Source organism: Marinoscillum sp. 108 (assembly GCF_902506655.1).
Taxonomy (GTDB): domain Bacteria; phylum Bacteroidota; class Bacteroidia; order Cytophagales; family Cyclobacteriaceae; genus Marinoscillum; species Marinoscillum luteum.
Genome location: NZ_LR734812.1, coordinates 163,301 through 185,600 on the forward strand (window position 1 = coordinate 163,301; position 22,300 = coordinate 185,600).

17 protein-coding genes are annotated in these 22,300 nt (G+C 46.1%); 11 read left to right on the forward strand and 6 right to left on the reverse strand.

Features of this window, described 5'->3' with window-relative positions:
* Positions 1-2 precede the first annotated feature (2 nt).
* Positions 3-449 (forward strand): hypothetical protein, encoded by a 447-nt coding sequence (locus GV030_RS16395; RefSeq protein ID WP_159584305.1) that lies wholly within the window; start codon positions 3-5, stop codon positions 447-449.
* Here GV030_RS16395 and GV030_RS16400 read toward each other — a convergent pair.
* The 3 genes from GV030_RS16400 to GV030_RS16410 are packed head-to-tail and all read right to left on the reverse strand — an operon-like array spanning position 421 to position 3,550.
* A complete protein-coding gene (locus GV030_RS16400; protein ID WP_159584307.1) occupies positions 421-1,752 on the reverse strand; it encodes an NAD(P)/FAD-dependent oxidoreductase in 1,332 nt (443 codons plus the stop codon). The two genes, GV030_RS16395 and GV030_RS16400, sit on opposite strands and share 29 nt — an antisense overlap.
* A complete protein-coding gene (gene kynU / locus GV030_RS16405; protein ID WP_159584309.1) occupies positions 1,742-3,019 on the reverse strand; it encodes a kynureninase in 1,278 nt (425 codons plus the stop codon). The genes GV030_RS16400 and kynU overlap by 11 nt, the downstream gene beginning before the upstream one ends.
* The gene (locus tag GV030_RS16410; protein WP_159584311.1) at positions 3,020-3,550 is read right to left on the reverse strand and encodes a 3-hydroxyanthranilate 3,4-dioxygenase; all 531 of its coding nucleotides are present in this window, start codon (positions 3,548-3,550) and stop codon (positions 3,020-3,022) included. It abuts the gene before it with no gap.
* An 82-nt stretch (positions 3,551-3,632) separates the two neighbouring features.
* Here GV030_RS16410 and GV030_RS16415 point away from each other — a divergent pair, with 82 nt between their 5' ends.
* Positions 3,633-4,406: an SDR family oxidoreductase gene (locus GV030_RS16415; RefSeq protein ID WP_159584313.1), complete on the forward strand. Its 774-nt coding sequence runs from the start codon at positions 3,633-3,635 to the stop codon at positions 4,404-4,406.
* Between the two features lie 2 nt (positions 4,407-4,408).
* Positions 4,409-5,836 carry an aldehyde dehydrogenase gene (locus GV030_RS16420; protein ID WP_159584315.1) on the forward strand — a complete coding sequence of 476 codons (1,428 nt, stop codon included), beginning with the start codon at positions 4,409-4,411 and terminating at the stop codon, positions 5,834-5,836.
* 52 nt (positions 5,837-5,888) lie between these two features.
* Here the strand turns inward: GV030_RS16420 and GV030_RS16425 are convergent, their stop codons facing one another.
* Complete coding sequence (locus GV030_RS16425) at positions 5,889-6,629, reverse strand: hypothetical protein (RefSeq protein ID WP_159584317.1); 741 nt, start codon at positions 6,627-6,629, stop codon at positions 5,889-5,891.
* A gap of 362 nt (positions 6,630-6,991) precedes the next feature.
* Between GV030_RS16425 and GV030_RS16430 the strand changes: the two genes are divergently transcribed.
* Positions 6,992-7,942 (forward strand): hypothetical protein, encoded by a 951-nt coding sequence (locus GV030_RS16430; RefSeq protein ID WP_159584319.1) that lies wholly within the window; start codon positions 6,992-6,994, stop codon positions 7,940-7,942.
* A gap of 139 nt (positions 7,943-8,081) precedes the next feature.
* On the forward strand, positions 8,082-9,335 hold the full coding sequence (locus GV030_RS16435) for a dipeptidase (protein WP_159584321.1): 1,254 nt from the start codon (positions 8,082-8,084) through the stop codon (positions 9,333-9,335).
* A gap of 74 nt (positions 9,336-9,409) precedes the next feature.
* Here the strand turns inward: GV030_RS16435 and GV030_RS16440 are convergent, their stop codons facing one another.
* The gene (locus GV030_RS16440; RefSeq protein WP_159584323.1) at positions 9,410-10,003 is read right to left on the reverse strand and encodes a carboxypeptidase-like regulatory domain-containing protein; all 594 of its coding nucleotides are present in this window, start codon (positions 10,001-10,003) and stop codon (positions 9,410-9,412) included.
* A 177-nt stretch (positions 10,004-10,180) separates the two neighbouring features.
* Here GV030_RS16440 and GV030_RS16445 point away from each other — a divergent pair, with 177 nt between their 5' ends.
* From GV030_RS16445 to pruA, 3 genes are read left to right on the forward strand one after another with little or no spacing between them, the layout of a single operon-like run.
* Positions 10,181-10,564, forward strand: coding sequence for a metalloregulator ArsR/SmtB family transcription factor (locus GV030_RS16445; protein WP_159584325.1), 384 nt, complete (start codon positions 10,181-10,183; stop codon positions 10,562-10,564).
* A complete protein-coding gene (locus GV030_RS16450) occupies positions 10,564-11,253 on the forward strand; it encodes a YjjG family noncanonical pyrimidine nucleotidase (protein ID WP_159584327.1) in 690 nt (229 codons plus the stop codon). Before GV030_RS16445 ends, GV030_RS16450 begins: the two co-directional genes overlap by 1 nt.
* 57 nt (positions 11,254-11,310) lie before the next feature.
* The gene (gene pruA, locus GV030_RS16455; protein ID WP_159584329.1) at positions 11,311-12,942 is read left to right on the forward strand and encodes an L-glutamate gamma-semialdehyde dehydrogenase; all 1,632 of its coding nucleotides are present in this window, start codon (positions 11,311-11,313) and stop codon (positions 12,940-12,942) included.
* Between the two features lie 826 nt (positions 12,943-13,768).
* Here pruA and GV030_RS16460 read toward each other — a convergent pair.
* Positions 13,769-15,352, reverse strand: a complete 1,584-nt coding sequence (locus tag GV030_RS16460) for a SusF/SusE family outer membrane protein (RefSeq protein WP_159584331.1) — start codon at positions 15,350-15,352, stop codon at positions 13,769-13,771.
* Between the two features lie 230 nt (positions 15,353-15,582).
* Here GV030_RS16460 and GV030_RS16465 point away from each other — a divergent pair, with 230 nt between their 5' ends.
* From GV030_RS16465 to treF, 3 genes are read left to right on the forward strand one after another with little or no spacing between them, the layout of a single operon-like run.
* Positions 15,583-19,224, forward strand: a complete 3,642-nt coding sequence (locus GV030_RS16465; protein WP_159584333.1) for an alpha-amylase family glycosyl hydrolase — start codon at positions 15,583-15,585, stop codon at positions 19,222-19,224.
* 50 nt (positions 19,225-19,274) lie between these two features.
* Positions 19,275-20,612 (forward strand): vanadium-dependent haloperoxidase, encoded by a 1,338-nt coding sequence (locus GV030_RS16470; protein WP_159584335.1) that lies wholly within the window; start codon positions 19,275-19,277, stop codon positions 20,610-20,612.
* 11 nt (positions 20,613-20,623) lie between these two features.
* Positions 20,624-22,225: an alpha,alpha-trehalase TreF gene (gene treF / locus GV030_RS16475; protein ID WP_159584337.1), complete on the forward strand. Its 1,602-nt coding sequence runs from the start codon at positions 20,624-20,626 to the stop codon at positions 22,223-22,225.
* The last annotated feature ends 75 nt before the right edge of the window (positions 22,226-22,300 follow it).

The following is a 22,300-nucleotide window of genomic DNA, read 5'->3' on the forward strand; positions in this document are numbered from 1 at the left end:
TAATGAAAACACAAGTTGAGCAACTTCTAGACGAGTATAAAAAGGTACGAAATATTGACCTGACGCTCGATCAGTTTACGTATATCCTAAATCTTTACCCTTCCCTGATCGTGTGCATGTGCGATGGAGTGCTGGACAAAGGTGAGTGGGATGGTGTCCTCCGCCTGGCCAAGGGTCTGGCCATGGAGTATGGTGATGGCCTGGGTGATCCGGACCTGGAGAGATTGGAGCAGTCGTTTCGTACGGAGTTCAGATACCTGCTTGACAATATAGAGAAGTGGCAAAAGAAGTTTCTGAATGCTCTTAAAAACCATATCAGTGACAGCCGCACGGATAAAGAGTTTGTTCTGGAGTCGATGTACCTGTTTGCCAATGCCGCAGATGGTATTTCAGATGTGGAGCAGGAAACAATAGAGATGCTTACAGAACGTCTTTCTTTAGAGCATTAAATGATTCAATGATAGGCACTAGCGGATGACTCATAGGGTCAAAATCGTCAGGTAGTGCCCTCATGATTTGCTCTTGCAATTCACCCAGTTTTTTGGCTTTTGAATAAGGGATGTCACTGAATGTGACCATTGAATATAATGGAATCCAGCTATCGGGGTAAGCCTCTTGTAGTCTGGATTCTAATTTTTTGATGGCGACAAATCGCTCATCGGCCACTTTATCCCGCATTTCCACAAAATTTTTCATCGCCAGGTCAGCGATGGCATCTGCGTCTGCTTTCCGGTGTTTGGAGAAATAAGGCAACAACTTATCCCAGTCAAACTTGAGCTTTTCTCCCCATTCCATAAACAGACGGCAATCTTCAAATCCAGCATTCATCCCCTGCCCGTAAAAGGGCACAATGGCGTGGCTGGCATCTCCGATCAGGAGGCTCCTGTTTTTTACCCAGGGACTTGTTTTTATAGTCACCAGAGAGGCTGTAGGATTTGTTTGAAATTGAGCTACCAAATCCGGGATGAGGGGAAGCACATCCTGAAAATAGGTCTCGAAAAACCGTAAAACCGAGTCATCATCCTTCAAGCTATCAAATGAAAGGTCTCCTTCGAATGGAAAAAATAGGGTACAGGTGAACGAGCAGTCTGGGTTGGGGAGTGCAATGAGCATGAAGCTACCCCTGGGCCAAATGTGGAGGTTGTTGGGTTCCATGGCAAACGTGCCATTGACGGCAGGGATGTGGAGCTCTTTGTACCCGTGTTCGATGTAGTGCTGGTGAAAGTTGAACCGATCTGTTTTTTCCAGGGCTCTTCTCAACATGGAAAAAGCACCGTCTGCCCCTATGAGCACTTCAGATGAAACGGAGCGGACTGAGGGGTCATCAAAATCCATAGCCACGCTCTCAAGATCTACCTGACTGCATTTGTGACCAAAATGGAAGTTGACCCCATGAGATTCTGCGTGATCAATCAGGATGTTGTTCAGCCCTGATCGGGAGACAGAGTTGATATGCTGACTGGCCCGGCCATAGGACTGAAAGTTGAGATTTCCTTTGAGGTCGTGGATCATTCTACCCATCATGGGAATGAGCGCAGGTTCTATTTTCTCGAAAACCCCTGCTTGTTTCAGAGCGGTGATTCCCCTATGACTGAGCGCCAGGTTGATAGATCGTCCCTCACCAATTTTCTGAGACCTGGGATCTCCCCGCATCTCAAAAACATCTACCCCGAAGCCTTTTTGCGAAAGCAACGCTGCCAGCAGTGAGCCCACCAGGCCAGCTCCTAAAATACTGATCTCCTTATGCTCCATAAATGATGATGAGGGCCTTGAGTATTTGACAAAATTCGTAGACTTCACTGAACGTGTTGTACATAGGCGTGGGCGCCACTCGGATCACATTAGGTTCCCGCCAGTCCAGGATCACCCCCTGGGCGATCAGTCCATCGTAAATCTGTTTTCCATTTTTGGCGATAAATACCGAGAGCTGACATCCTCTGGCTTCTGGGTCGGTCGGGGTGAGAATGTCAATGTTTCTGCTAATGAGGTCACCTGAAGACAGCAGGTATTCCAGGTATCCGGTTAGGGAAAGGCTTTTTTTCCGAAGTGCTTCCATTCCTGCTTCATCGAATAGTTCTAATGACGCATGATGAGCCGCAGTGGAGATCACGTTGCTATTGCTCAACATCCAGGCATCCACTCCGGGGTTGGGCACAAACTGGTTATCCATGTTGAATCGGGTGTTATGGTCGTGGCCCCACCAACCCTTTAATTTTGGAAAATTTGGATCAGAACAATGCCGCTGATGAATGAAGATGCCTGAAACACCTCCAGGCCCCGAATTGAGGTATTTATAGCTGCACCATGCCGCGAAATCAATGTTTTCATCATGAAGGTTCATAGGCAGGTTACCCATGGCGTGTGCCAGGTCAAATCCCGCAAAGGCTCCTACCTGATGGGCGGTTTCGGAAATGGCTTTCATATCGAAGTACTGCCCCGAGTAATACTGTACACCGGGAAACAGGATCAAGGCCAGTTCATCACCACGTTTCAGGATGGCCTCAGTGATTTCCTCGGTTCTGAATGTTTTACCATCGGCAGGTTGGAGTACAATTAAATGTTCTTTGGGGCTGACCCCCAGGTGCTCCATGTGAGACTCCACGGCATAATGATCCGAGGGGAACGCCCCACCTTCAATCATGACTTTCACCCGCTTGCCATCAGGTTGGTAAAAGGAAGCCAATAGCAAATGCAGATTGGTAGTCAGGTTATTCATGCAGACCACCTCTTCTTCCAGGCCACCCACCAGTCGAGCCAGGGATTTCTTGGAAAAATGGTGATACTCGGCCCAGGGCCTATCCCCATCAAAGTGCCCTTCCACACCATGCTCTTTCCAGGACTGGAGCTCGTTTTGGATAAAACTTTCAGTTCTTTTTGGCTGTAGCCCGAGAGAATTCCCACAGAAATAAATAACCTCTTTGTTATTCTTTTTAGGAATATGATACTCTTTTCTAAACCTGCTCAGTGGGTCTTTTTGATCTTGCGTTTTCGCAAAATCCGGGGTGTTTTGATAAGTCATTTAGTCTGTAAATCTCTGGTCAGTTTGCATTATGCTTCCACAATTGGGGCACGTTCTCTTCTCTTCGGCATTATAAAACTCTCTGAATCGGGGTAGAAAGTCCTTTTCGATGTTCGTCAGATGAAAGTAAGTGTCGTGTAGCTTGTGATTGCACGCATCACAAAACCACATCAGTCCATCCGTGTGCTCTGGTTTTCTTTTTCGCTCTATGACCAGCCCGACAGATCCTTCTGATCGAATGGGCGAATGGGGCACTTTGGCAGGGAGGAGGAACATCTCTCCGGCTTTGATCGGAATATCTACTGCCTGCCCATCTTCCTGTATTTTCACGATGATGTCGCCTTCCAGCTGGAAGAACAACTCCTCGGTTTCATTGTAGTGAAAGTCTTTTCTGGCATTCGGGCCACCCACGATCATTACAATGTAATCACCCGCATCGGCATAGAGGTTTTTATTACCCACCGGCGGTTTCAGCAGGTCACGGTTATTGTCTATCCATTCCTGCAGATTAAAGGGTCTTTGAATTGCCATGGCCTTTGGTTTTTTTATTAATTACTTTAGACGGTGAAAAGTTATAAATAATACCTGACCCACTAAAGAAAGTTTTAAAACAATGAACCTGAATCTAAATAGCAAATATGCACTGGTGTGTGGAGGATCTAAGGGAATAGGAGCGGCAATCGCCGAAGCCCTGGCTGCAGAGGGTGCAAAAGTGATTTTGGTAGCCCGCAATGAAGAGGAACTCCAGGCTCAGCTCAGCAACCTGAAAGGTACTGGTCATACCAGCGTTGTGGCAGACCTGTCCCGGCAGGGAGATGTGGATCGCTTGGCCCAGCACATTCGTGAAAAGCAGGTGGATATAGTGGTGAATAACACCGGTGGGCCACCTCCGGGTCCGGTTTCTGAGGCTACCTGGGAGGATTTTGAGCGGGCTTTCAGCATGCACCTGCATGCTAGTCACCAACTCATGCAAGCGGCATTGCCAGCCATGAAAGAAAAAGGTTTCGGAAGGTTCATCAATGTCATTTCCACCAGCGTGAAAATCCCCATTACGGGGCTTGGTGTGAGTAATACCACGCGTGGTGCGATGGCCTCATGGGCCAAGACCCTCTCGAATGAAGTGGCTCCCCATGGGATTACAGTGAATAATATACTGCCAGGCGCTGTGGAAACCACCAGACTGGAGGCCATTATTAGTAATACAGCTGAGAAAAAAGGCATCTCTGAAGAGCAAACTGCAGCGGCCATGCGGAGCGGTATTCCTGCCGGCAGGTTCGGACAACCTGACGAGTTGGGAGCGCTGGCAGCTTTTCTGGCTTCGGACAAGGCTTCGTATATCACCGGGGTGAGCATTCCTGTAGACGGAGGACGAACTGGATCATTATAAGTATGATAGTCATAGATAATTTCATTGGTGGCGAGTTTCACAAACCTAAAAGCGGTCAGTACCTGGACAACATCAACCCGGCTGTGGGGGAGGTCTTCGCGAAGATTGCCAACTCATCTGCCAAAGATCTTGAAGTGGCGGTGAGCGCCGCGTCAGGAGCTTTTCACGAGTGGTCGCGAAAGACGCTGGCCCAGCGCTCCAAAATTCTTCACAGACTGGCTGATTTGATAGATGAAAATCTGGAAGCCCTGGCCAGGGCTGAGAGCCAGGACAATGGCAAACCGGTTGCTCTGGCCAGGAGGGTAGATATCCCCCGGGCAGCAGCCAATTTTCGGTTTTTTGCTTCGGCGATCATCAATGAATCTACCGAAGCTCATGTCATGGAAGGCCATGCGGTCAATTATACAAGGCGGGCTCCACTGGGGGTGGTTGGGTGTATCTCACCATGGAACCTGCCGCTTTATTTATTTACCTGGAAAATAGCACCGGCGCTGGCCGCCGGAAATTGCGTGATCGCCAAGCCCTCAGAAGTCACGCCATACACTGCTTTTTTACTATGTCAACTAGCTAATGAAGCTGGATTGCCACCTGGGGTATTGAATGTGCTGCATGGCAGGGGAGCTGAGATTGGCCAGTTGCTGGTAGATCATGCAGAGGTAAAAGCCATTTCCTTTACGGGAGGCACTCAGACAGGTCGTATCATTGGTCAGGCTGCGGCCAGACAATTCAAGAAAGTGTCTCTGGAGCTCGGGGGCAAGAACCCTGTAGTGGTATTCGATGACTGCAACTTTGAAGAAGCGGTGCAAACTACCGTCGAAAGTTCTTTTACCAACCAGGGGGAGATTTGCCTTTGCGGATCACGAATTTTTATTCAGAAGGGAATTTATGAGCAGTTCAAGGCGGCCTTTGTGGAGCGGGTGAAAGCACTCAAAGTAGGTGATCCAGCTACAGAGGTGGATCTTGGCGCATTGGTATCCCACGATCATTTAGAAAAAGTAGACTCCTATGTGAGCAAAGCCAGAACAGATGGTGGGAAAGTGCTGGCGGGTGGAAGCCGAATCACTTTGATGAATGGCTACTATTATGAGCCCACGGTCATCGAGGGGCTGGATGAATACTGTCAGATCAATCAGGAGGAGGTTTTTGGGCCGGTGGTGACACTCATGCCATTCTCTGATGAAGCGGATGTGATCAGCAAGGCCAATTCCACACCGTATGGATTAGCGGCCGTGATTTGGACGGAGAACCTGAAGCGTGCCCATGCGGTGGCGCATCAGATCAAATCCGGAATTATATGGATCAACTGTTGGATGCTCCGTGACCTGAGAACCCCATTTGGAGGGATGAAATCATCAGGCGTCGGGCGCGAAGGGGGAAGTGAGGCTTTGCGGTTTTTCACCGAACCACAAAATATCTGCGTGAAACTATAGAGAAAAAAAGCCCTTTCTGGATGAAAGGGCTTTGATTCTTAAGATTGTTGGATTATGCCGTAGTCTCTTCTTCAGACCTCAACTTGGAGATGCTGAATGACTTACGCTCTTTGTGTCCACAGTATCCACAAGTATAATATTTCATCAATTCGCCCTCTTCAGTAGTAGTGGCCTCTTGCACCACTTCTTCTCTGTCTATTTTCAGGGTCTGGTAGTTACACTCTGAGCACTGCAGTGCGTGTAGTCTACCATTGTATTTTTCTATTTTGGTATATCCCGAAACCTCATCTACCCACACATCATAGTCCACTGAAAAGGCGTCTTCCTCAGCTTGCATACCTTCATCCAGATATACATCCTCTTCCTCTTCACTCAGCAGCTTCATTTTGCGACCATCAGGAGAAATTCTTGGTGTGAACCTCAATTTTTTCAACCTCTTTTCGATGAAGAAAGGATAGTAGAACTTCAACACATTTTGGATAACTACTCCCACGATCATGGAGACCATGAGGGTCACAAAAATCCAAACAAAGAACCACAACCAGGTGGTATTAGCTCTTAGGGTGTTTGCATACAGTGACGCACCGATCAGAATCAGCAGAAAACCATACCAAAGGAGGTTGATTTCATGCATATTGATATAATCGTATTTCGATTTAGCATCTGTGGTGGTTAATAATTTCAGGTAATGACCTAACAAGATCAAAACACCAACACCAGCTATTGCATAGGCTAGATATTGCCCGTAAGTATTCCAGGCTTCAAGCAAACTTGGTGATATAGGATCGGTCATAGTAGAATTTTAGGTTATTCGGTTAAAATACAAAAATGTCACATTTTTTTAAAATCACAATGCACTTGTCTCTACAACGTGATTTTATTCTCGCTAAAACACCCCTGTAAAATATTAAAAATAATACATCAAGTCAATGAATCTATGAATTTATCAATATTCACCATCATTCCAACGTTATTCCTCTAATAAGTGTCACAGGGGTAGATCAAACACTATCGAAAGAGAATGGTTAGCATTCCGACGAGTATTTGTTGGTGACCGGCGGTTTTATTGAAATTATGAAGTGAAACTATCTTAGATTTGTCCTGATTTAACTAGTAATCGTCTAAAATTAAAAACTCAAACTTAAAATTGAACAAATGAAAAACGTATTTAAAAATCTAATGATTTACGGTGCAGTGGCATCAATGGCCTTTTTATACAGCTGCGGCGGAGACGAAGAAACTCCAGCACCAGCAGTGCCGACCATTGCTGTAGCTACTACAGTGAATGGGACAGCCGCTACCAGCCCGTTGAATGTGGTGCCTGGTGATGAGGTAGTGTTCAATGTGAGCATCAATGCTGAAGGTGGATTCAATGTATACAGAGTATATGCGTCTAAAGATGGTGGTACTGCTACCAAATTGGCTGAGTACACCCGACTGGACCTAAGCGTAGATGCTGGTGTGGCCGTGGTAACGGACTCACGTGCTACTGAGATCGAAGCAGAAGACGTTGGATCTACAATTACTTACGAATTTGAAGTAGTAGATGACAAAGATCAGACTTCAACTACCGAGATCGAGGTGGTTGTTAACTCTCCTGAGGCGAGAATTTACGCAAGCAAGAAACTTCTTGCCCCTAGCGGAGACTTTACAAATGAAAACTTTTTTAGTGTGAGCACTGGAGAACTGTACTCTAAGTCAGAAGTGAACTCAACTACTGAGGCAATTTCTCCATTGATTGATTTTGGTTATTACTACGGTAATTCTGAAAACGCTTCCATCGCTTCACCTAAAGGTTTCGAGTCGACTGTATTTGCTTCACAGGTGGAAGGTTGGAATACCAAAAATGCAACAGTATTGAAAACGACCACACTTACGGCTTCACAGTTTAATGAAGTGTCCACTTATGCTGATATTGATGCTGCGTTTGAGGCGGGAACATTGGATGCAAATGGGGTAATTACTGGATTGACTGAAGGAACTGTATTGGCTTTTGAAACGGTTGATGGAGTTAAAGGTCTCATCCTTGTTTCTGAAATAGAGCCTGGCTTTGAGTCTAATGACTATATCGAATTAGATATTTTAGCTCAGTTAGAGGCTAACTAATTTCTAGAATTTAACAGAATCATAAAACCCTCCCGGATAGCTATCCGGGAGGGTTTTTTTATTTAATACTGCGACTGTGTACTTTTAGCCCCAAATAACTCAATCAGGGTTTTATAAACCAAAAAACAAACATCATCCTATGTTGAATTTCTCCAAATTATTGCTACTCACACTCCTTGCTTTTGCCTGCGCAAAGCCTGCGGAGGTTAAAAAGGCCGTAGCTGACATGACCGACGAGGAGGTCATGGCCTATGCGACAGCATTGGCCAAACAAAATATTATTGTGGATGGCCATGTGGACCTTCCCTATCGCATGGAAGTGAAGGGCTTCATGCTCAAGAAAAAGGTGGAAGACGTGTCCGTGGAGACAGAGGGCAACTTTGACTACCCGAAGGCCAAAGAAGGCGGGCTGGATGCACCCTTTATGTCGATCTACATACCCTCATCTTATTATGTCAAAGGTGGAGCCAAAGCGTTTGCGGATTCGCTCATAGAGATGACACAAAATGTAGCGACTGCTTTTCCGGACAAGTTTGCCCTGGCCAATACACCGGCTGATATCCAGGCCAATTTTGACAAGGGGCTCATTTCCCTGCCTTTGGGTATGGAAAATGGCGCACCTATTGAGGACGACCTGGCCAATGTGGAGTATTTCTTCAACAAGGGAATCCGGTACATCACGCTTACCCACTCTATAGACAACCAGATCAGTGATTCGTCTTACGACACTACATACACCTGGAATGGTGTGAGCCCGTTTGGAGAGCAGGTAATCGCCGAAATGAATCGCTTGGGCATCATGGTGGACATTTCTCACGTGACAGACAGTGCTTTCTATGATGCACTCAGACTGAGCAAAGCTCCGTTGATTGCTTCGCATTCATCTTGCAGAAAGTTCACACCTGGATTTCACAGAAACATGTCCGATCAGATGATCAAAGACCTGGCGGCTAAAGGTGGGGTGATCCACATCAACTTTGGCTCAACATTCCTGTCAAAGGAGTCCAGGGATAAATATGATGCCATGGATTCTGTGATGACCAATTACCGTGCTGAGACCGGGCTTTCGAGAAGTGATTCTGCCTATAAAGCTTTTGCTAAAAAATACTCAGAGGACAATGACGTGTATGCAGACGTGAAAATCGTGGCTGATCACATCGATAATGTGGTGGAGATCGCAGGCATCGATTTTGTGGGCTTTGGTTCTGATTTTGATGGCGTGGGCGACAGCCTGCCAAAGGGCCTCAAAGATGTATCGATGTTTCCCAATGTGATCTATGAATTATTGAAAAGAGGATATACAGAGGAGGACATAGCCAAGATCTGCTATCAAAATACTTTCCGTGTGTGGAATGAAGTGATTAAAACGGCTGAGTCTATTCAGGGGATTTAATGACTGATTTCCATTAAACTATTCAGAATTTAGAAGTTGCCCGGGTCATCCGGGCAATTTTGTTTTAAGGCCTGTCAGTTTCCCTTTTTGAGGGAGTTTATAAACTTAGACCAGGCCCAGGGATTGAGCAGGTTGTTTTGAGGGGTCTGATATTTATTCTGAATGGCCTGCATTTGCATCTGCATATAATACTGGTGGTTGGCATTGGGACTGGCTGGCAGATCAGCATAGGCGCTGCTCATGTAGTCACTCGAAAGCCAGGCATTCAGGTTGTTATATTGCTTTTGATAGGGCGTCTCCAGAGAAAGAATGGCCTCTTTAAACATGGCTTCTGTGGGATAGGGAAAAACTTCCACCTCACTCAGCAGCGTCACATCTTCTTGCATGGTGATGAGTACTTTCAGGCTGGTGCTTTCCTTATGCTCAGGCACAATATAGAATTGACGCTTAAACCCTACAGCACTAAAGACCAGACTGTCTCCTTCCAGAACAGGGAGGGAGAAAAAACCGTATGGGTTGGTAGTAGTCCCGCGACCGGCTGTGGGTACGTATACGTGTACTCCGGGGATCACGGAGTTACTGTCGGGTGCAAAGACCACTCCGGTAAATTGGATGATGTTCCTTTTGACTGGAGTATCCGACTGAGCCACCAATGCGCTGACGGTCAAAAAAAAGGAGAATATGTAAATGAAATATTTTAGCAAACCCTTGAAACTTATACTTTCTATATTAATAAAGGTCTAACGGGAAAAGTTGTTTAAAAGCTATATTTCTAAGAGCTTTAAATAACTATACCCGTCAAAGGTACTGATGAAAATGTTTTTTGGGGATAACCGACTAAGAATATGCGATTAAAGAATTTTAGTCTAAACTACGGCACTCAGATTTTCAAGGCCTTTGGAGACGAAGCGAGAGTCAGGATTATTCACTTGTTATTCAAGAATGATGAGCTGGCTGTCTCTGATCTGGAGGCCATCCTGGACTATACACAGACGAAAACCTCGCGCCATATTGGTTATCTGAAAAATTCCGGGCTGGTCAACGCAACAAAAAAGGATCAGTGGGTCTTTTATAGTATCAAAGACGAAGTTTACGACATGGTTTCGCAGATATTTGATTTTCTCAATAAGGATCTTCAGCTTCAGCGAGATCAGGAAGTCTACAATACCATGAATTCCAACAGGGAGCTGGCGATTAACAAGTTAGCCGCAAAAGATTATAGGAAATAATGAAATTCACCCATATTTTTTTTGACCTGGACCATACGCTTTGGGACTATGACCTCAATGCCCGCAAGGTGCTCAGTGATTTGTATCAGCAGTTTGAGCTGCAGCGAGAGATTGTTTTTGGACCGGAGCGTTTCACAGAAGTGTTCTTTAAAACCAATGACACACTCTGGCAACAATACAATCAGGGCAACATAGACCGGGACGAAATCAGAACCCAGCGATTCAGAAAGGTGATGGCGAAGTGTGGGGCGCCTGATTTTGAAAAGACCGAAGAGATGAGTGAGTATTTTTTATTCAATTGTCCTCGGCAAAAGGCCACCATAGCAGATGCCACTATGATTCTGGACTATCTGAGCAAGCGGTACCATCTGAGTGTGGTCACCAATGGTTTTGATGATGTGCAGTCCATTAAGCTGGAGGCTTGTGGCCTGGACAAGTATTTTTCGCATGTATTTACCTCTGAAACTACGGGTCATAAAAAGCCATCACGGGAGATTTTCGATCATGCCGTGAAGGAAGTCAATGCCCACGTGAGCACCACACTGATGATCGGCGACAATCATAGCACGGATATTATAGGTGCGAGAAACGCGGGGATCACTCCGCTCCTATACAATCCCAAGGGCCTGGTGAAGTCAGATTGTCAGCTACAAATCAAAACACTTTCAGAATTAATGAGATTACTATAAAGGAGCTACTCCTATTTTATAATTTTGCGGGAGCAAAAAATAAACAACTACTACATTATGTCTAAAGGAAACTACTACATACCAGAGCCCTCCAACGAACCGGTACTGACCTACGCCCCAGGTACACCGGAGCGTGAGGAATTGAAAAAGGCCGTGAAGCTGGCTCGGAAAGAAGAGCGCGATATCCCCATGTACATTGGCGGAAAGGAAGTGCGTACCGGCAATAAAATCAAAATGAGCCCTCCATATGACCATAAGCATGTTTTGGGTCATTTTCATGAAGGAGATGCTTCACACGTGGAGGCAGCCATCAAAGCTGCACTGGATGCCAAGGAGGCCTGGGAAAACCTGGCCTGGGAACAGAGAGCAAGTATTTTCCTGAAAGCTGCTGATTTGCTGGCAGGTCCTTACAGAGCTAAAATCAATGCAGCCACTATGCTGGCACAATCCAAAAATGCCTACCAGGCGGAGATCGACGCGGCGTGTGAGTTCATTGACTTTTTGAGATTCAATGCGGCATTCATGCAGGAGATCTACATGGATCAGCCTGAGTCTTCACCAGGTATCTGGAACCGACTGGAGTATCGTCCTCTGGAAGGGTTTGTTTTTGCCATTACACCTTTCAATTTCACTGCTATTGCTGGCAACCTGCCTGCGTCAGCAGCACTGATGGGCAACACAGTAGTTTGGAAACCCAACTACAGCCAGGTGTACTCAGCGCAAGTGATCATGGAAGTGTTCAAAGAAGCTGGTTTGCCGGATGGTGTGATCAACATGATTTATGTAGACGGACCAGTGGCCGGGGATGTGGTATTTAACCACCCGGATTTTGCCGGATTGCATTTTACCGGAAGTACGGCCGTATTTAAACACCTTTGGAAAACCATAGGTCAGAACATTGATAAATACCGCTCATACCCAAGGGTGGTTGGCGAAACTGGCGGAAAGGACTTTGTGATCGCGCATAAATCAGCGGATCCACAGGAAGTGGCAGCAGGACTGATCAGAGGTGCGTTTGAATTTCAGGGACAAAAGTGTAGTGCGGCTTCAAGAGCTTATATTCCTTCTAATATCTGGGAAGCGGTGAAAAAGCAAATGGCCGCTGACCTGAAGGAGATCAGCATGGGCAGTCCGGAAGATTTCTCCAATTTTGTGAATGCCGTGATCGACAAAAAATCATTTGACAAAATAGCTGGCTACATTGATCGGGCCAAAAAAGACACGGATGTAGAAGTACTTTTTGGAGGCAACTATGACGATTCAGTGGGTTACTTTATAGAGCCTACGGTTTTACTGGCCAAGGATCCAAAATACACGACCATGTGTGAGGAGATTTTTGGGCCGGTGCTGACGGTCTATGTGTATGACCCGGAACAGTATGAGGAGACCCTGACCCTGGTGGATCAGACATCACCTTATGCACTTACGGGAGCGGTTTTCTCCAAAGACAGGTATGCGATAGAACTGGCCACTAAAAAGCTCAGAAATGCCGCTGGCAATTTTTACATCAATGACAAGCCTACCGGAGCTGTAGTAGGGCAACAGCCATTTGGCGGAGCCAGAGGTTCGGGCACCAACGATAAGGCCGGTGCTGGTATCAACTTGCTGAGATGGGTAAGCGCCCGTACGATCAAGGAGACACTCGTACCACCAAAAAGTTACCGGTATCCATTTTTGGACCAGGAGTAATGACAGCAATTTTATCTCAAAAGTGCAACGGGGTTGTATTATTTTACACGTTAATGTGAATCAAAGAGAACGGATGTGAAAACTAAGGGCGTAATGGCGGGCTGGGCATCCAAGGCAAGTGTGAATCATTTTGACTCGAAAAAAAATCTAAAAAAGGCCAGACTCTTTGAGTCGAAATGATTTTTTGCGTTGGTGCCTTTTCTTTTGCTTCGTTTTCTTTGGGCAAGCAAAGAAAATGAAGGGTTAGCAACCATTGAGCTGGAATGAGTTACTGATTATTAGACATGCCACAATGCATTCAATACACAATGCAATTTTTCCACAGGTTCCGTATTGATCGCTAAAACATAAAATGCCAGCTCGATAACCCGGGCTGGCATTTTTTTTGAGGATTTGAAGAGAATTCTAACTGTTTGACATCTTTGAGCACCTGGTTTTGACCAGATCCTTATCATCCATGAATAAATTCATAGATGCTATAGCAACCTCCATCTAGTGGAAAAATCTTAAGCTTTCGTAGTGGACCATGACTTTTCCAACACCACAAAGGCGATTAAAAGTACGAGTCCGATAAGTGAAAATAACATGGCTAAAACTGATTTGGTTATGAAAGTAAATTTAGACAGAACGAACCGCGCCTGAAATACCGCATATGTGGTATTTAGATGAAGGTTTTAGGGGATTTATGTGAAGGAATGCGATAAAAATGACGATTCAAAGCTTTTTGAAAAGTAGAAAGCTCTTGTTCATTTTGGCTATTGAACACAAAAAAACCTCCCCGATCACTCGGGGAGGTTCTTGTAAATAAGTTAGGTATAGAGTTGCTTTAATTTTTCTCGAAAGAGGCCACGCCAGTATTGATGTTAATAGTTACATCGTAGTTTCCAGCCTCAGTGATGTTGAAGTTTGCTGGAGTGTCGTACCCGTCAGGTCCCCAGTTATAATCCCACGTCTCATCTGTTCTAATCTTGGCTTCACCTACTACCAGATCTACATTAAGTGTCCATACAGCAGGATCGAGCAAATCTCTCGTCATGTTGATGTCTGTTGACCATGTATCATCTCCGGTTGCGCTACCGATCAGTGCAATCTCAGTTGCGGTGAATGACACTTCGCCAGATGAAGGGTTAAACATGATAATATAGGTATCTTCCTGAGCGAGTGAAACGGACACATCTCCACCGCCTTTGGTGGCCGTACCTGAAGGGAATGTGAATCCACCCCACTGGTTATCCCAGCTTTCATTCTGTCTGAATTTGAAAGCGCCTTCATAAATACCCATTGCGTGACGGAACGAGTTGTTTCCAAAATCTCTCAATTTAACATCGATTCCCCATCCGGAATCATCGCCTGTAGTAGCACTACCAATGATGCTGATGGAAGGGAATTTCACAAAGTCAAATTGATAAGCAAGCGTTGCATCATTAAAGGTGACTTTATAATAGGCCTGAGAGTAGCTATTGTCCAATACGATAGAGCTACCAAACAGATCAGCTTCGCCATCAGGCTCATTGTCACCCCAGTTTTTCTTACTCAGGTCCGCAGCTTCTGCAAACTTCAGCACGTCACCTTCCTTGAGAATCACTTCAGCAAGTATCCAGGTGTTGTCAGAATCTAATTTGAATTTGTATTCATCTGAACCTTCGAAGTTATTGAAAGATCCTACAAGATAAAGACCGGTAATGTTTTGTGCGATAGGCTCTACCAACTCCACGGTGTATGCCAATGTCTTATCGTTGAAAGTGATGATAGACTCACCTGTATGTCCACAGTTGGTATCTGGGCCACCGCCGGTTGCTACTTCCATTACACCATCACAGTCACTATCCCCCCAGTCGATATCTGACCAGTCTGGAGTGTTTTTGAATTTCCATCCACCACCATCTAAGGTAGATGTGATTTGCCAGGTATTGGCAGCAACAAGTTCAAGCGCATCTGCCCCCCAACTGTTGAAGTTTCCTGCGATGTACATTTCTGGATAGGTGGCATCAAATGGCAAATCGAAAACGATGAATGAATAGTCTCCGGATACCGATAAGTTAGCCACGTCAGTTACTGTTACGGAAATGGTATAGTCACCAGTGTCCAATGCAGTGGATCCAAAATCCGCAGCGGCCCAGGTGAAAGTACCTGATGTTCCGCTCATGGTACCACTTTTCGTTGCCAGTTCGTTGCCGTCAGCATCTTTCAGCTTAGCTGAAACAGATGCAAGCGGAGAGCTCTCCCCATCATGGGCTTTAATAACGATATCAAACTCCGACCCAATTTTTACACTTCCATTGGGGGTCACCTCATCAATGACCGGAGCAATATCAAGCACGTCGAAGCTATTGGAGATCTCGTCTTCACAGGAGAAGAGGGCTGCCATAATAACCACCGGTGCGATTAAGTTAGATAATACTTTCTTCATACTTCTTTATTAGTTAAAACTTCTACAATCGGACGTTCTTCGTCCTTTTTACAAACTTAAAAACATTTGAAAATAATGTAATTATGCCAAAAATAATCTGAATTGCCACTTCTTTTTTTCTCAATTTTTGTTGCAATCGTTTTCATTTTGGGTTGTTCCTATTTACCACGAACGGATTTTGGATAAATGCTCTTTAATAGGATATTTTACGCCGGCATAAAACAGAAATCATGAAAAGCATCCTTTCAATACTGGCAATTCTGCTGACCTCCGTTACTCTGTCAGCACAGATGGTTACCCTTTCTCCAGCCAATCCTTCTGGAGACGACGAAATTACTATAACCTTTGATGCCACTCAGGGCAATGGCGAGCTGGTAGGCGCGGCAAAGGTGTATCTGCACAGTGGAGTTGTATTAGATGCGCCCGATGGAACCGCCTGGAACAATGCCATTGGTAACTGGGGCATGGATGATGGTGTGGGACAAATGACAAAAGTGGCAGGAGCAACAGATAAGTGGGAGATCAAGTTGACACCTACAGCCAGACAATACTACGGGGTAGATGCATCAGCTACTATCTTCAGACTGGCCATGGTCTTTAGAAATGCCGACGGGACTAAGAAAGGAACCGCTTCTCCTGGTACCTATGATTGGGGCTTTGTAGCCGGAAATCAGGATATCTATGTGAACCTGGACGCGGGATTCTATGTAAGTATTCTAAACCCGGCAGATGATGAGGTGTATTTGACTTCTGGTGAGGCCTTGAAAATTGAGGCGGAAGCCTCCGCAGAAGTCACTGCGATGGCACTGGCGATAGATGAAGGTCAGGGTTTTGTGGAAGTAGCGAGCGTTTCCTCCGGTACCTCCATCACTTACGATTATTCGCCTACTCAATCCGCGACAGTGTCTATCAAGGTGAGTGCAACGATCAGCGGTCAGAGTGTGGAAAACCAGATGACTGTCAACATATTGCTCAGGCAGTCCACGCCGGTGGCGGCTTTGCCGGCTGGAGCCAAAAAAGGAATTAACTACGTTGATGGTGATGCCACTTCAGCTATTCTGGTGTTGGAGGCTCCCGGAAAGGAGTTTGCCTATGTGGTTGGTGATTTTAACAACTGGACCCCTTCCGACAATTACCTGATGAATAAGACGGCAGATGGAGAGCTTTTCTGGTATGAGCTCACCGGGCTTACGGCTGGAGAGGAATATGTCTTTCAATATTGGGTGGATGGTACCATCAAAATAGGAGATCCCTATGCCGATAAAGTGGCAGATCCGTGGAACGACCAACACATTCCCGCAGCGTTGTATCCCGATCCTACAGGCTATGACAAGACCGACTATCAGATGGCTACGATTTTGCAGACAGGACAAGAGGCTTATGTATGGGCCGAGACTGAATCGACGTGGAGCCGGCCAGCCAAACAGGACCTGGTGGTTTACGAATTGTTGGTTCGTGATTTTTTGGGTTCTCATAGCTACCAGGACTTATCTGATACCCTGGGCTACTTGAAAAGAATTGGTGTGAATGCCATTGAGCTGATGCCCATCATGGAGTTTGAGGGAAATGAAAGTTGGGGATACAACCCTGTTTATTATTTCGCCCCGGACAAATACTATGGCACCAAAAATGACCTAAAACATTTCATTGAAACGGCACACCAGCAAGGTTTTGCCGTGATATTAGATATGGTGCTTAACCATGCTTATGGCCAGTGTCCGCTGGTGAAGCTCTACTGGGATGAGACATTGAATGCGCCTGCGACCAACAGTCCATGGTTCAATCAAGTGCCAAAACACCCCTTCAATGTAGGTTACGATTTCAATCATGCATCCACCTACACTCAGGACTTTATGGATTCCGTGAATAATTACTGGATCAATGAATATCATTTTGACGGTTACAGATTTGACTTATCAAAAGGGTTTACTCAGAATAATACCGGAGATGATGTGGGCGCCTGGGGGCAGTATGATCCCGGAAGGATCTCAATCCTCAAGCGGATGAATAATGAAATCAAAGCGGTTGATGCGAGTTCTTATGTGATACTGGAGCACTTTGCGGATGCCCAGGAAGAAACGGAGCTAGGTAATGCCGGAATGTTGCTTTGGAGAAATGTGCATGGAGATTTTGACAGTGCTTTGAAAGGAAATGCGCGGGGCATATCAGGAGCGGCATCCTCCATTCATGTGTCATACATGGAGAGCCATGACGAGGAGCGTCAGATGGTGGGGATGTTGTCAGGCGGTTTACAAGCTGGAAATTATGATGTAAAAAATACGGCAGTGGCTCTGGAGCGAGCTAAAATGGGGGCGGCATTTCTGATGTTGCAGAAGGGTCCCAAAATGATGTGGCAGTTCGGAGAGTTGGGTTATGATGTTAGCATCAACTTCAACGGAAGGGTTGGAAATAAGCCACTTCCCTGGGGCAGTGGTAACCTGGGGCTTTACGAAGACCCCCTGAGGCAACATCTATATGATGCTTATGCGGCCATCAATCATTTGAGGGTTACCTATCCGTCTGTCTTCAATGTGGGGGATGTAGAGGCATCTCTTGGGGGTAAACTAAAGAGTATCGCGATCCAGCATGGTCAGTTGGATGTGGTGGTTATTGGCAATTTTGGGGTAGAGGAAGGCGAGCTCACTTATGAATTTCCGAGTACGGGAGCATGGTTTGATTATTTTGGAGGAGATGAGTTTTCTGTCACCTCTGCCGCGGCTACTCAAACCCTGAAGCCAGGTGAATTTTACATTTACACCAACAAAAGAGTATCTGAGGGCTTTCCGGGAGTGGTAGAAATCTATGAGAACCCCGTGACCGTTTCCCCTTCGAGTTTTGGTTTGGATGATGAGATCACCATCATTTTTGATGCGACCAAAGCGAGTAAAGACGGAACAGCCGGCCTGGTAGGTGCTTCAAAAGTATTCATGAACGCTGGTTTGGTAGTCAATGACCCTAAGGGTACTGACCTCTCACATAAGGTTGAGGATGGATCAGGTGAAATGACCAAAGTAGAGGGTCAGGATAATCAGTGGCAGATCACCCTTACACCGCGTGCTTATTTTGGATTGAGTCAGGAAGCTACGGCCTTCCGCATGGGCATGCATTTCAGAGATGAGGCTGGTGAAAACATCGGGAAGGGGTTCAGGAACGAATTGGTTTTTTTGGAAATCCAATCAGACGTGGCATTAGTCTCTTTTGATCCGGCTGAATTTTTCACCAATCAGGAGGTGTCATTGATTTTTGATGCCAGTCTGGGTGATCAGGGCCTGCTGAATGCCACTAAAATTTATGCGCATTCGGGAGCCGTATTGACTCCTGGAGACAATCCATCTTTTGGTTCCAATGTAGTCGGAAACTGGGGAGCGGACGATGGAGTTGGTCAAATGACCAAAATAGACGGAACAAGCAAGTGGGAACTGAAATATACACCTGGTATGCGAGACTATTACGGATTGGCAGCATCCGATTCTGTTTACTGGATTTCGGTAGTTTTCAGAAGTGCAGATGGCAGCGTGAAGGGATCGGGGCCTGCTGGAGATTTTAAAGGAGGCTTCATAGCCGCTAATGGAGACATCTATCTGAAAGTGACTCCACCGCAAAAGGAAGAAACCCTTGGGGTGAAGAAGGAGAACCTGGGCAAAGTACGCTTATTCCCTAATCCTACGACTGGTCAGTTCCGCATGGATGGGGAAGTGAGCACACCTTATAATTTATTCTTGTTTGATATGAGCGGGAGAATGTTATCCTCTCTTCTGATCCAGGATAGCAGTAAGCCCATTGACCTATCATATTTGAGAGAAGGCCAGTATCTCCTGCAGGTTGTCAGCGCAGATCAGACCAGGAGCCTTAGGTTGGTGATTGTTAAATAATTGTAAGCGAGTTCATTAAATTTACCGACTAGCTAATTTTTTTAAATACAATGAAGAAACTTTTCATGACCCTTTTGGCAGCTACTCTATTTTTTGGCTGCAAGGAAAACACGGCTTATCAGGCCATATTGAATGACCCGGAAACTTTTAACGGGGCGATGAAGCAGCTGACGGATGTTATCGTGTATGATATCTTTTCTCCTCCGGTGGCTAGCCGGGTTTATAGTTATTCCAGCATCGCAGCCTTTGAGGTGCTTGCAATTTCTAATCCAGATACCCTGATTTCCCTGGGCGGGCAAGTGACGGATTTTACCACACCTCCGGCACCACCTGCTGGCATCAATGATAAGTTGGCCAGTTTGCATGCCTTTCTCACAGTGGGCAAAGCCTTGATTTTTTCTGAAGATAAAATAGACGCTTACCGTGAAAATTTATACAAGAATTTGGAAGAGAACGGTCTCCCGGCTTCTGTGAAGGAAAAATCACTGGCGTATGGGGAGCTGGTGGCGAAGCATGTGATGGCCTGGGCAGATGGCGATATGTACAAACAGACCCGTACTTTTCCTAAATATACGATCAGGAATGAGACCTATGCCTGGAAGCCAACGCCACCAGATTATATGGAAGGGATAGAACCTCACTGGAATAAAATCAGACCCCTCATATTGGACTCAGCCAATCAGTTTCCTCCGGTACCTCCACTGGAACTCACCATGGACAAAGACAGTGAGTTTTACCGTCAGCTGGCCGAAGTATATGAAAAAGGAGGTGGTCAGAATGAAGAGAACACCCAGATCGCCAAGTTTTGGGACTGCAACCCTTACGTTTCACATCACCGTGGGCATGCAATGTTTGCCACGAAGAAAATCACCCCCGGAGGGCACTGGATAGGCATCGTGGCCATTGCCACCCGGAAGGCCGGAAACAACTTTAGTGAAACGGTGGAAGCTTATACACGAACATCCATCGCCTTGTTTGATGGTTTTATCAGCTGCTGGGACGAGAAATGGAGAAGTATTGTAGTCAGACCTGAGACACTGATCAACCAATACATGGATGAGGAATGGGTGCCCCTGCTACAAACACCTCCTTTTCCTGAATACACCAGCGGACATAGTGTAATTTCACGTGCCGCGGCGGTTACACTTACCGATTATTACGGTGACAACTTCTCCTTCGAAGACACCACCGAAATGGAGTATGGACTCCCACAGCGGGATTTCAATTCATTTCTGGAAGCTAGTGAAGAGGCCGCGATCAGCAGGCTCTATGGCGGTATTCATTACATGATGGCCATAGAAAATGGAGTAGATCAGGGTGAGAAAGTGGGAGATTTCGTAGTACAAAACCTTCAGACCAGGCGCAATAAGGCACTGGCTACCAAATAAACAAAAGACCAATGACAACATTGAAATCATTAAAAATAGCAGGCCTTGTGGTACTGCTATTTTTTTCATGCACCCCTCAAAAGCAGACAGAAGCAGCTGATGAAACTGCGGATTTTTATGAGCCTTGGGAGTCACTGGGGCCGTTGTTTCACGATGTGCAAATGGCAGGGGTTTTCCCTGATTCCAAAACCTTCGTGGACTGCACACCCAAGAGTGATCCTGCCACCATCGCTTCGGATTATCTCGCCCGCAAGGATGATCCTGATTTTGATTTAAAGGCTTTTGTGAGTGCAAACTTTATCCCTCCATCAGAGCCTGAGATCGTCGCATCAAGGGAAGAGTCACTCAAGATGCACCTGGAAAATCATTGGAAAAACTTAACAAGGAAGGCCAGTGAATCAGACGAAATTTCGACTCTGATCCCATTGCCCGGCGAATATGTGGTGCCCGGTGGGCGTTTTAGAGAAATTTATTATTGGGATAGCTACTTCACCCTGATAGGGCTGGGGGCCTCTGGTCGTACGGACCTGGTAGAGGCCATGGTCGATAATTTTGCTTATCTGATAGATACTGTGGGCTTTATTCCCAATGGCAATAGGACCTATTACCTTGGCAGAAGCCAACCGCCGTTTTTTGCTTCGATGGTCAATCTTTATGCACAGCTCACTTCCGTAGAGGAGGCCACCATTTATTTACCTGCAGTACAAAAGGAATACGATTTTTGGATGCAGGGATCGGAATACCTGAGCCCAGATCTGCCTGCAGTCAACAGAGTGGTGCGCTTGTCAGACGGAACCATTCTCAATCGCTATTGGGATTTTCTGGATTTCCCCAGACCGGAATCACACAAGGAAGATTACGAATTGGCAGAAGGTTTATCAGATCAGGAGCAGAAGAAACTCTATCGCAATCTGCGGGCCGGAGCTGAGTCTGGATGGGACTACAGCACACGCTGGTTTCAGGATAAAGCCGATTTTGGAAGCATCCGTACCACGGACATGTTGCCTGTAGACCTGAACAGTCTCATGTTTGCGGTGGAAACCACCCTGGCCAATCTCTATGCGGCTGACGGGAAGGTTCAGCAGTCAGATTTTTATTCAGCCCAAGCCGATCAGCGCAAGGCAGCTATTCAGCGCTTGTTTTGGGATGCCGATAAAGGGGCCTTTACAGATTATATCTGGACGGAAAACAGACTATCGGATCAGCTGACACTGGCGGGCGCCTATCCCTTGTACTTTATTGTAGCGTCAGCTCAGCAAGCCGATGAACAGGCACGAGTATTGGAGTCAGACTTTCTCCTCCCTGGAGGGGTGGTGACTACTACCATCGAGTCCGGGCAGCAATGGGATTACCCTAATGGTTGGGCACCCCTTCAATGGATGACGATTAAGGGTCTTGAACATTATGACAAAATGGATTTGGCGACTGAGATCAAAACCAGATGGTTGAGGGTGAATGATAAAGTCTACCAAAATACCGGCAAAATGATGGAAAAATACAATGTGGCTGACACCACCCTGATTGCCGGAGGAGGAGAGTACCCCACGCAGGATGGTTTCGGGTGGAGCAATGGCGTAGCCCTGGGACTGATGTCAGACAATGTGGCTTACTGAGTAGGTGACTTTCTAACGGAAAGGCAGCAGAGGAATAAATTTTTAATTTTCAATCGTTTTCATTCGCACACTCGC

Coding starts and splice junctions, on each gene's coding strand:
- GV030_RS16395 (WP_159584305.1), top strand. CDS start 3: ATGAAAACACAAGTTGAGCAACTTCTAGACGAGTATAAAAAGGTACGA.
- GV030_RS16400 (WP_159584307.1), bottom strand. CDS start 1,752: ATGGAGCATAAGGAGATCAGTATTTTAGGAGCTGGCCTGGTGGGCTCA.
- kynU (WP_159584309.1), bottom strand. CDS start 3,019: ATGACTTATCAAAACACCCCGGATTTTGCGAAAACGCAAGATCAAAAA.
- GV030_RS16410 (WP_159584311.1), bottom strand. CDS start 3,550: ATGGCAATTCAAAGACCCTTTAATCTGCAGGAATGGATAGACAATAAC.
- GV030_RS16415 (WP_159584313.1), top strand. CDS start 3,633: ATGAACCTGAATCTAAATAGCAAATATGCACTGGTGTGTGGAGGATCT.
- GV030_RS16420 (WP_159584315.1), top strand. CDS start 4,409: ATGATAGTCATAGATAATTTCATTGGTGGCGAGTTTCACAAACCTAAA.
- GV030_RS16425 (WP_159584317.1), bottom strand. CDS start 6,629: ATGACCGATCCTATATCACCAAGTTTGCTTGAAGCCTGGAATACTTAC.
- GV030_RS16430 (WP_159584319.1), top strand. CDS start 6,992: ATGAAAAACGTATTTAAAAATCTAATGATTTACGGTGCAGTGGCATCA.
- GV030_RS16435 (WP_159584321.1), top strand. CDS start 8,082: ATGTTGAATTTCTCCAAATTATTGCTACTCACACTCCTTGCTTTTGCC.
- GV030_RS16445 (WP_159584325.1), top strand. CDS start 10,181: ATGCGATTAAAGAATTTTAGTCTAAACTACGGCACTCAGATTTTCAAG.
- GV030_RS16450 (WP_159584327.1), top strand. CDS start 10,564: ATGAAATTCACCCATATTTTTTTTGACCTGGACCATACGCTTTGGGAC.
- pruA (WP_159584329.1), top strand. CDS start 11,311: ATGTCTAAAGGAAACTACTACATACCAGAGCCCTCCAACGAACCGGTA.
- GV030_RS16460 (WP_159584331.1), bottom strand. CDS start 15,352: ATGAAGAAAGTATTATCTAACTTAATCGCACCGGTGGTTATTATGGCA.
- GV030_RS16465 (WP_159584333.1), top strand. CDS start 15,583: ATGAAAAGCATCCTTTCAATACTGGCAATTCTGCTGACCTCCGTTACT.
- GV030_RS16470 (WP_159584335.1), top strand. CDS start 19,275: ATGAAGAAACTTTTCATGACCCTTTTGGCAGCTACTCTATTTTTTGGC.
- treF (WP_159584337.1), top strand. CDS start 20,624: ATGACAACATTGAAATCATTAAAAATAGCAGGCCTTGTGGTACTGCTA.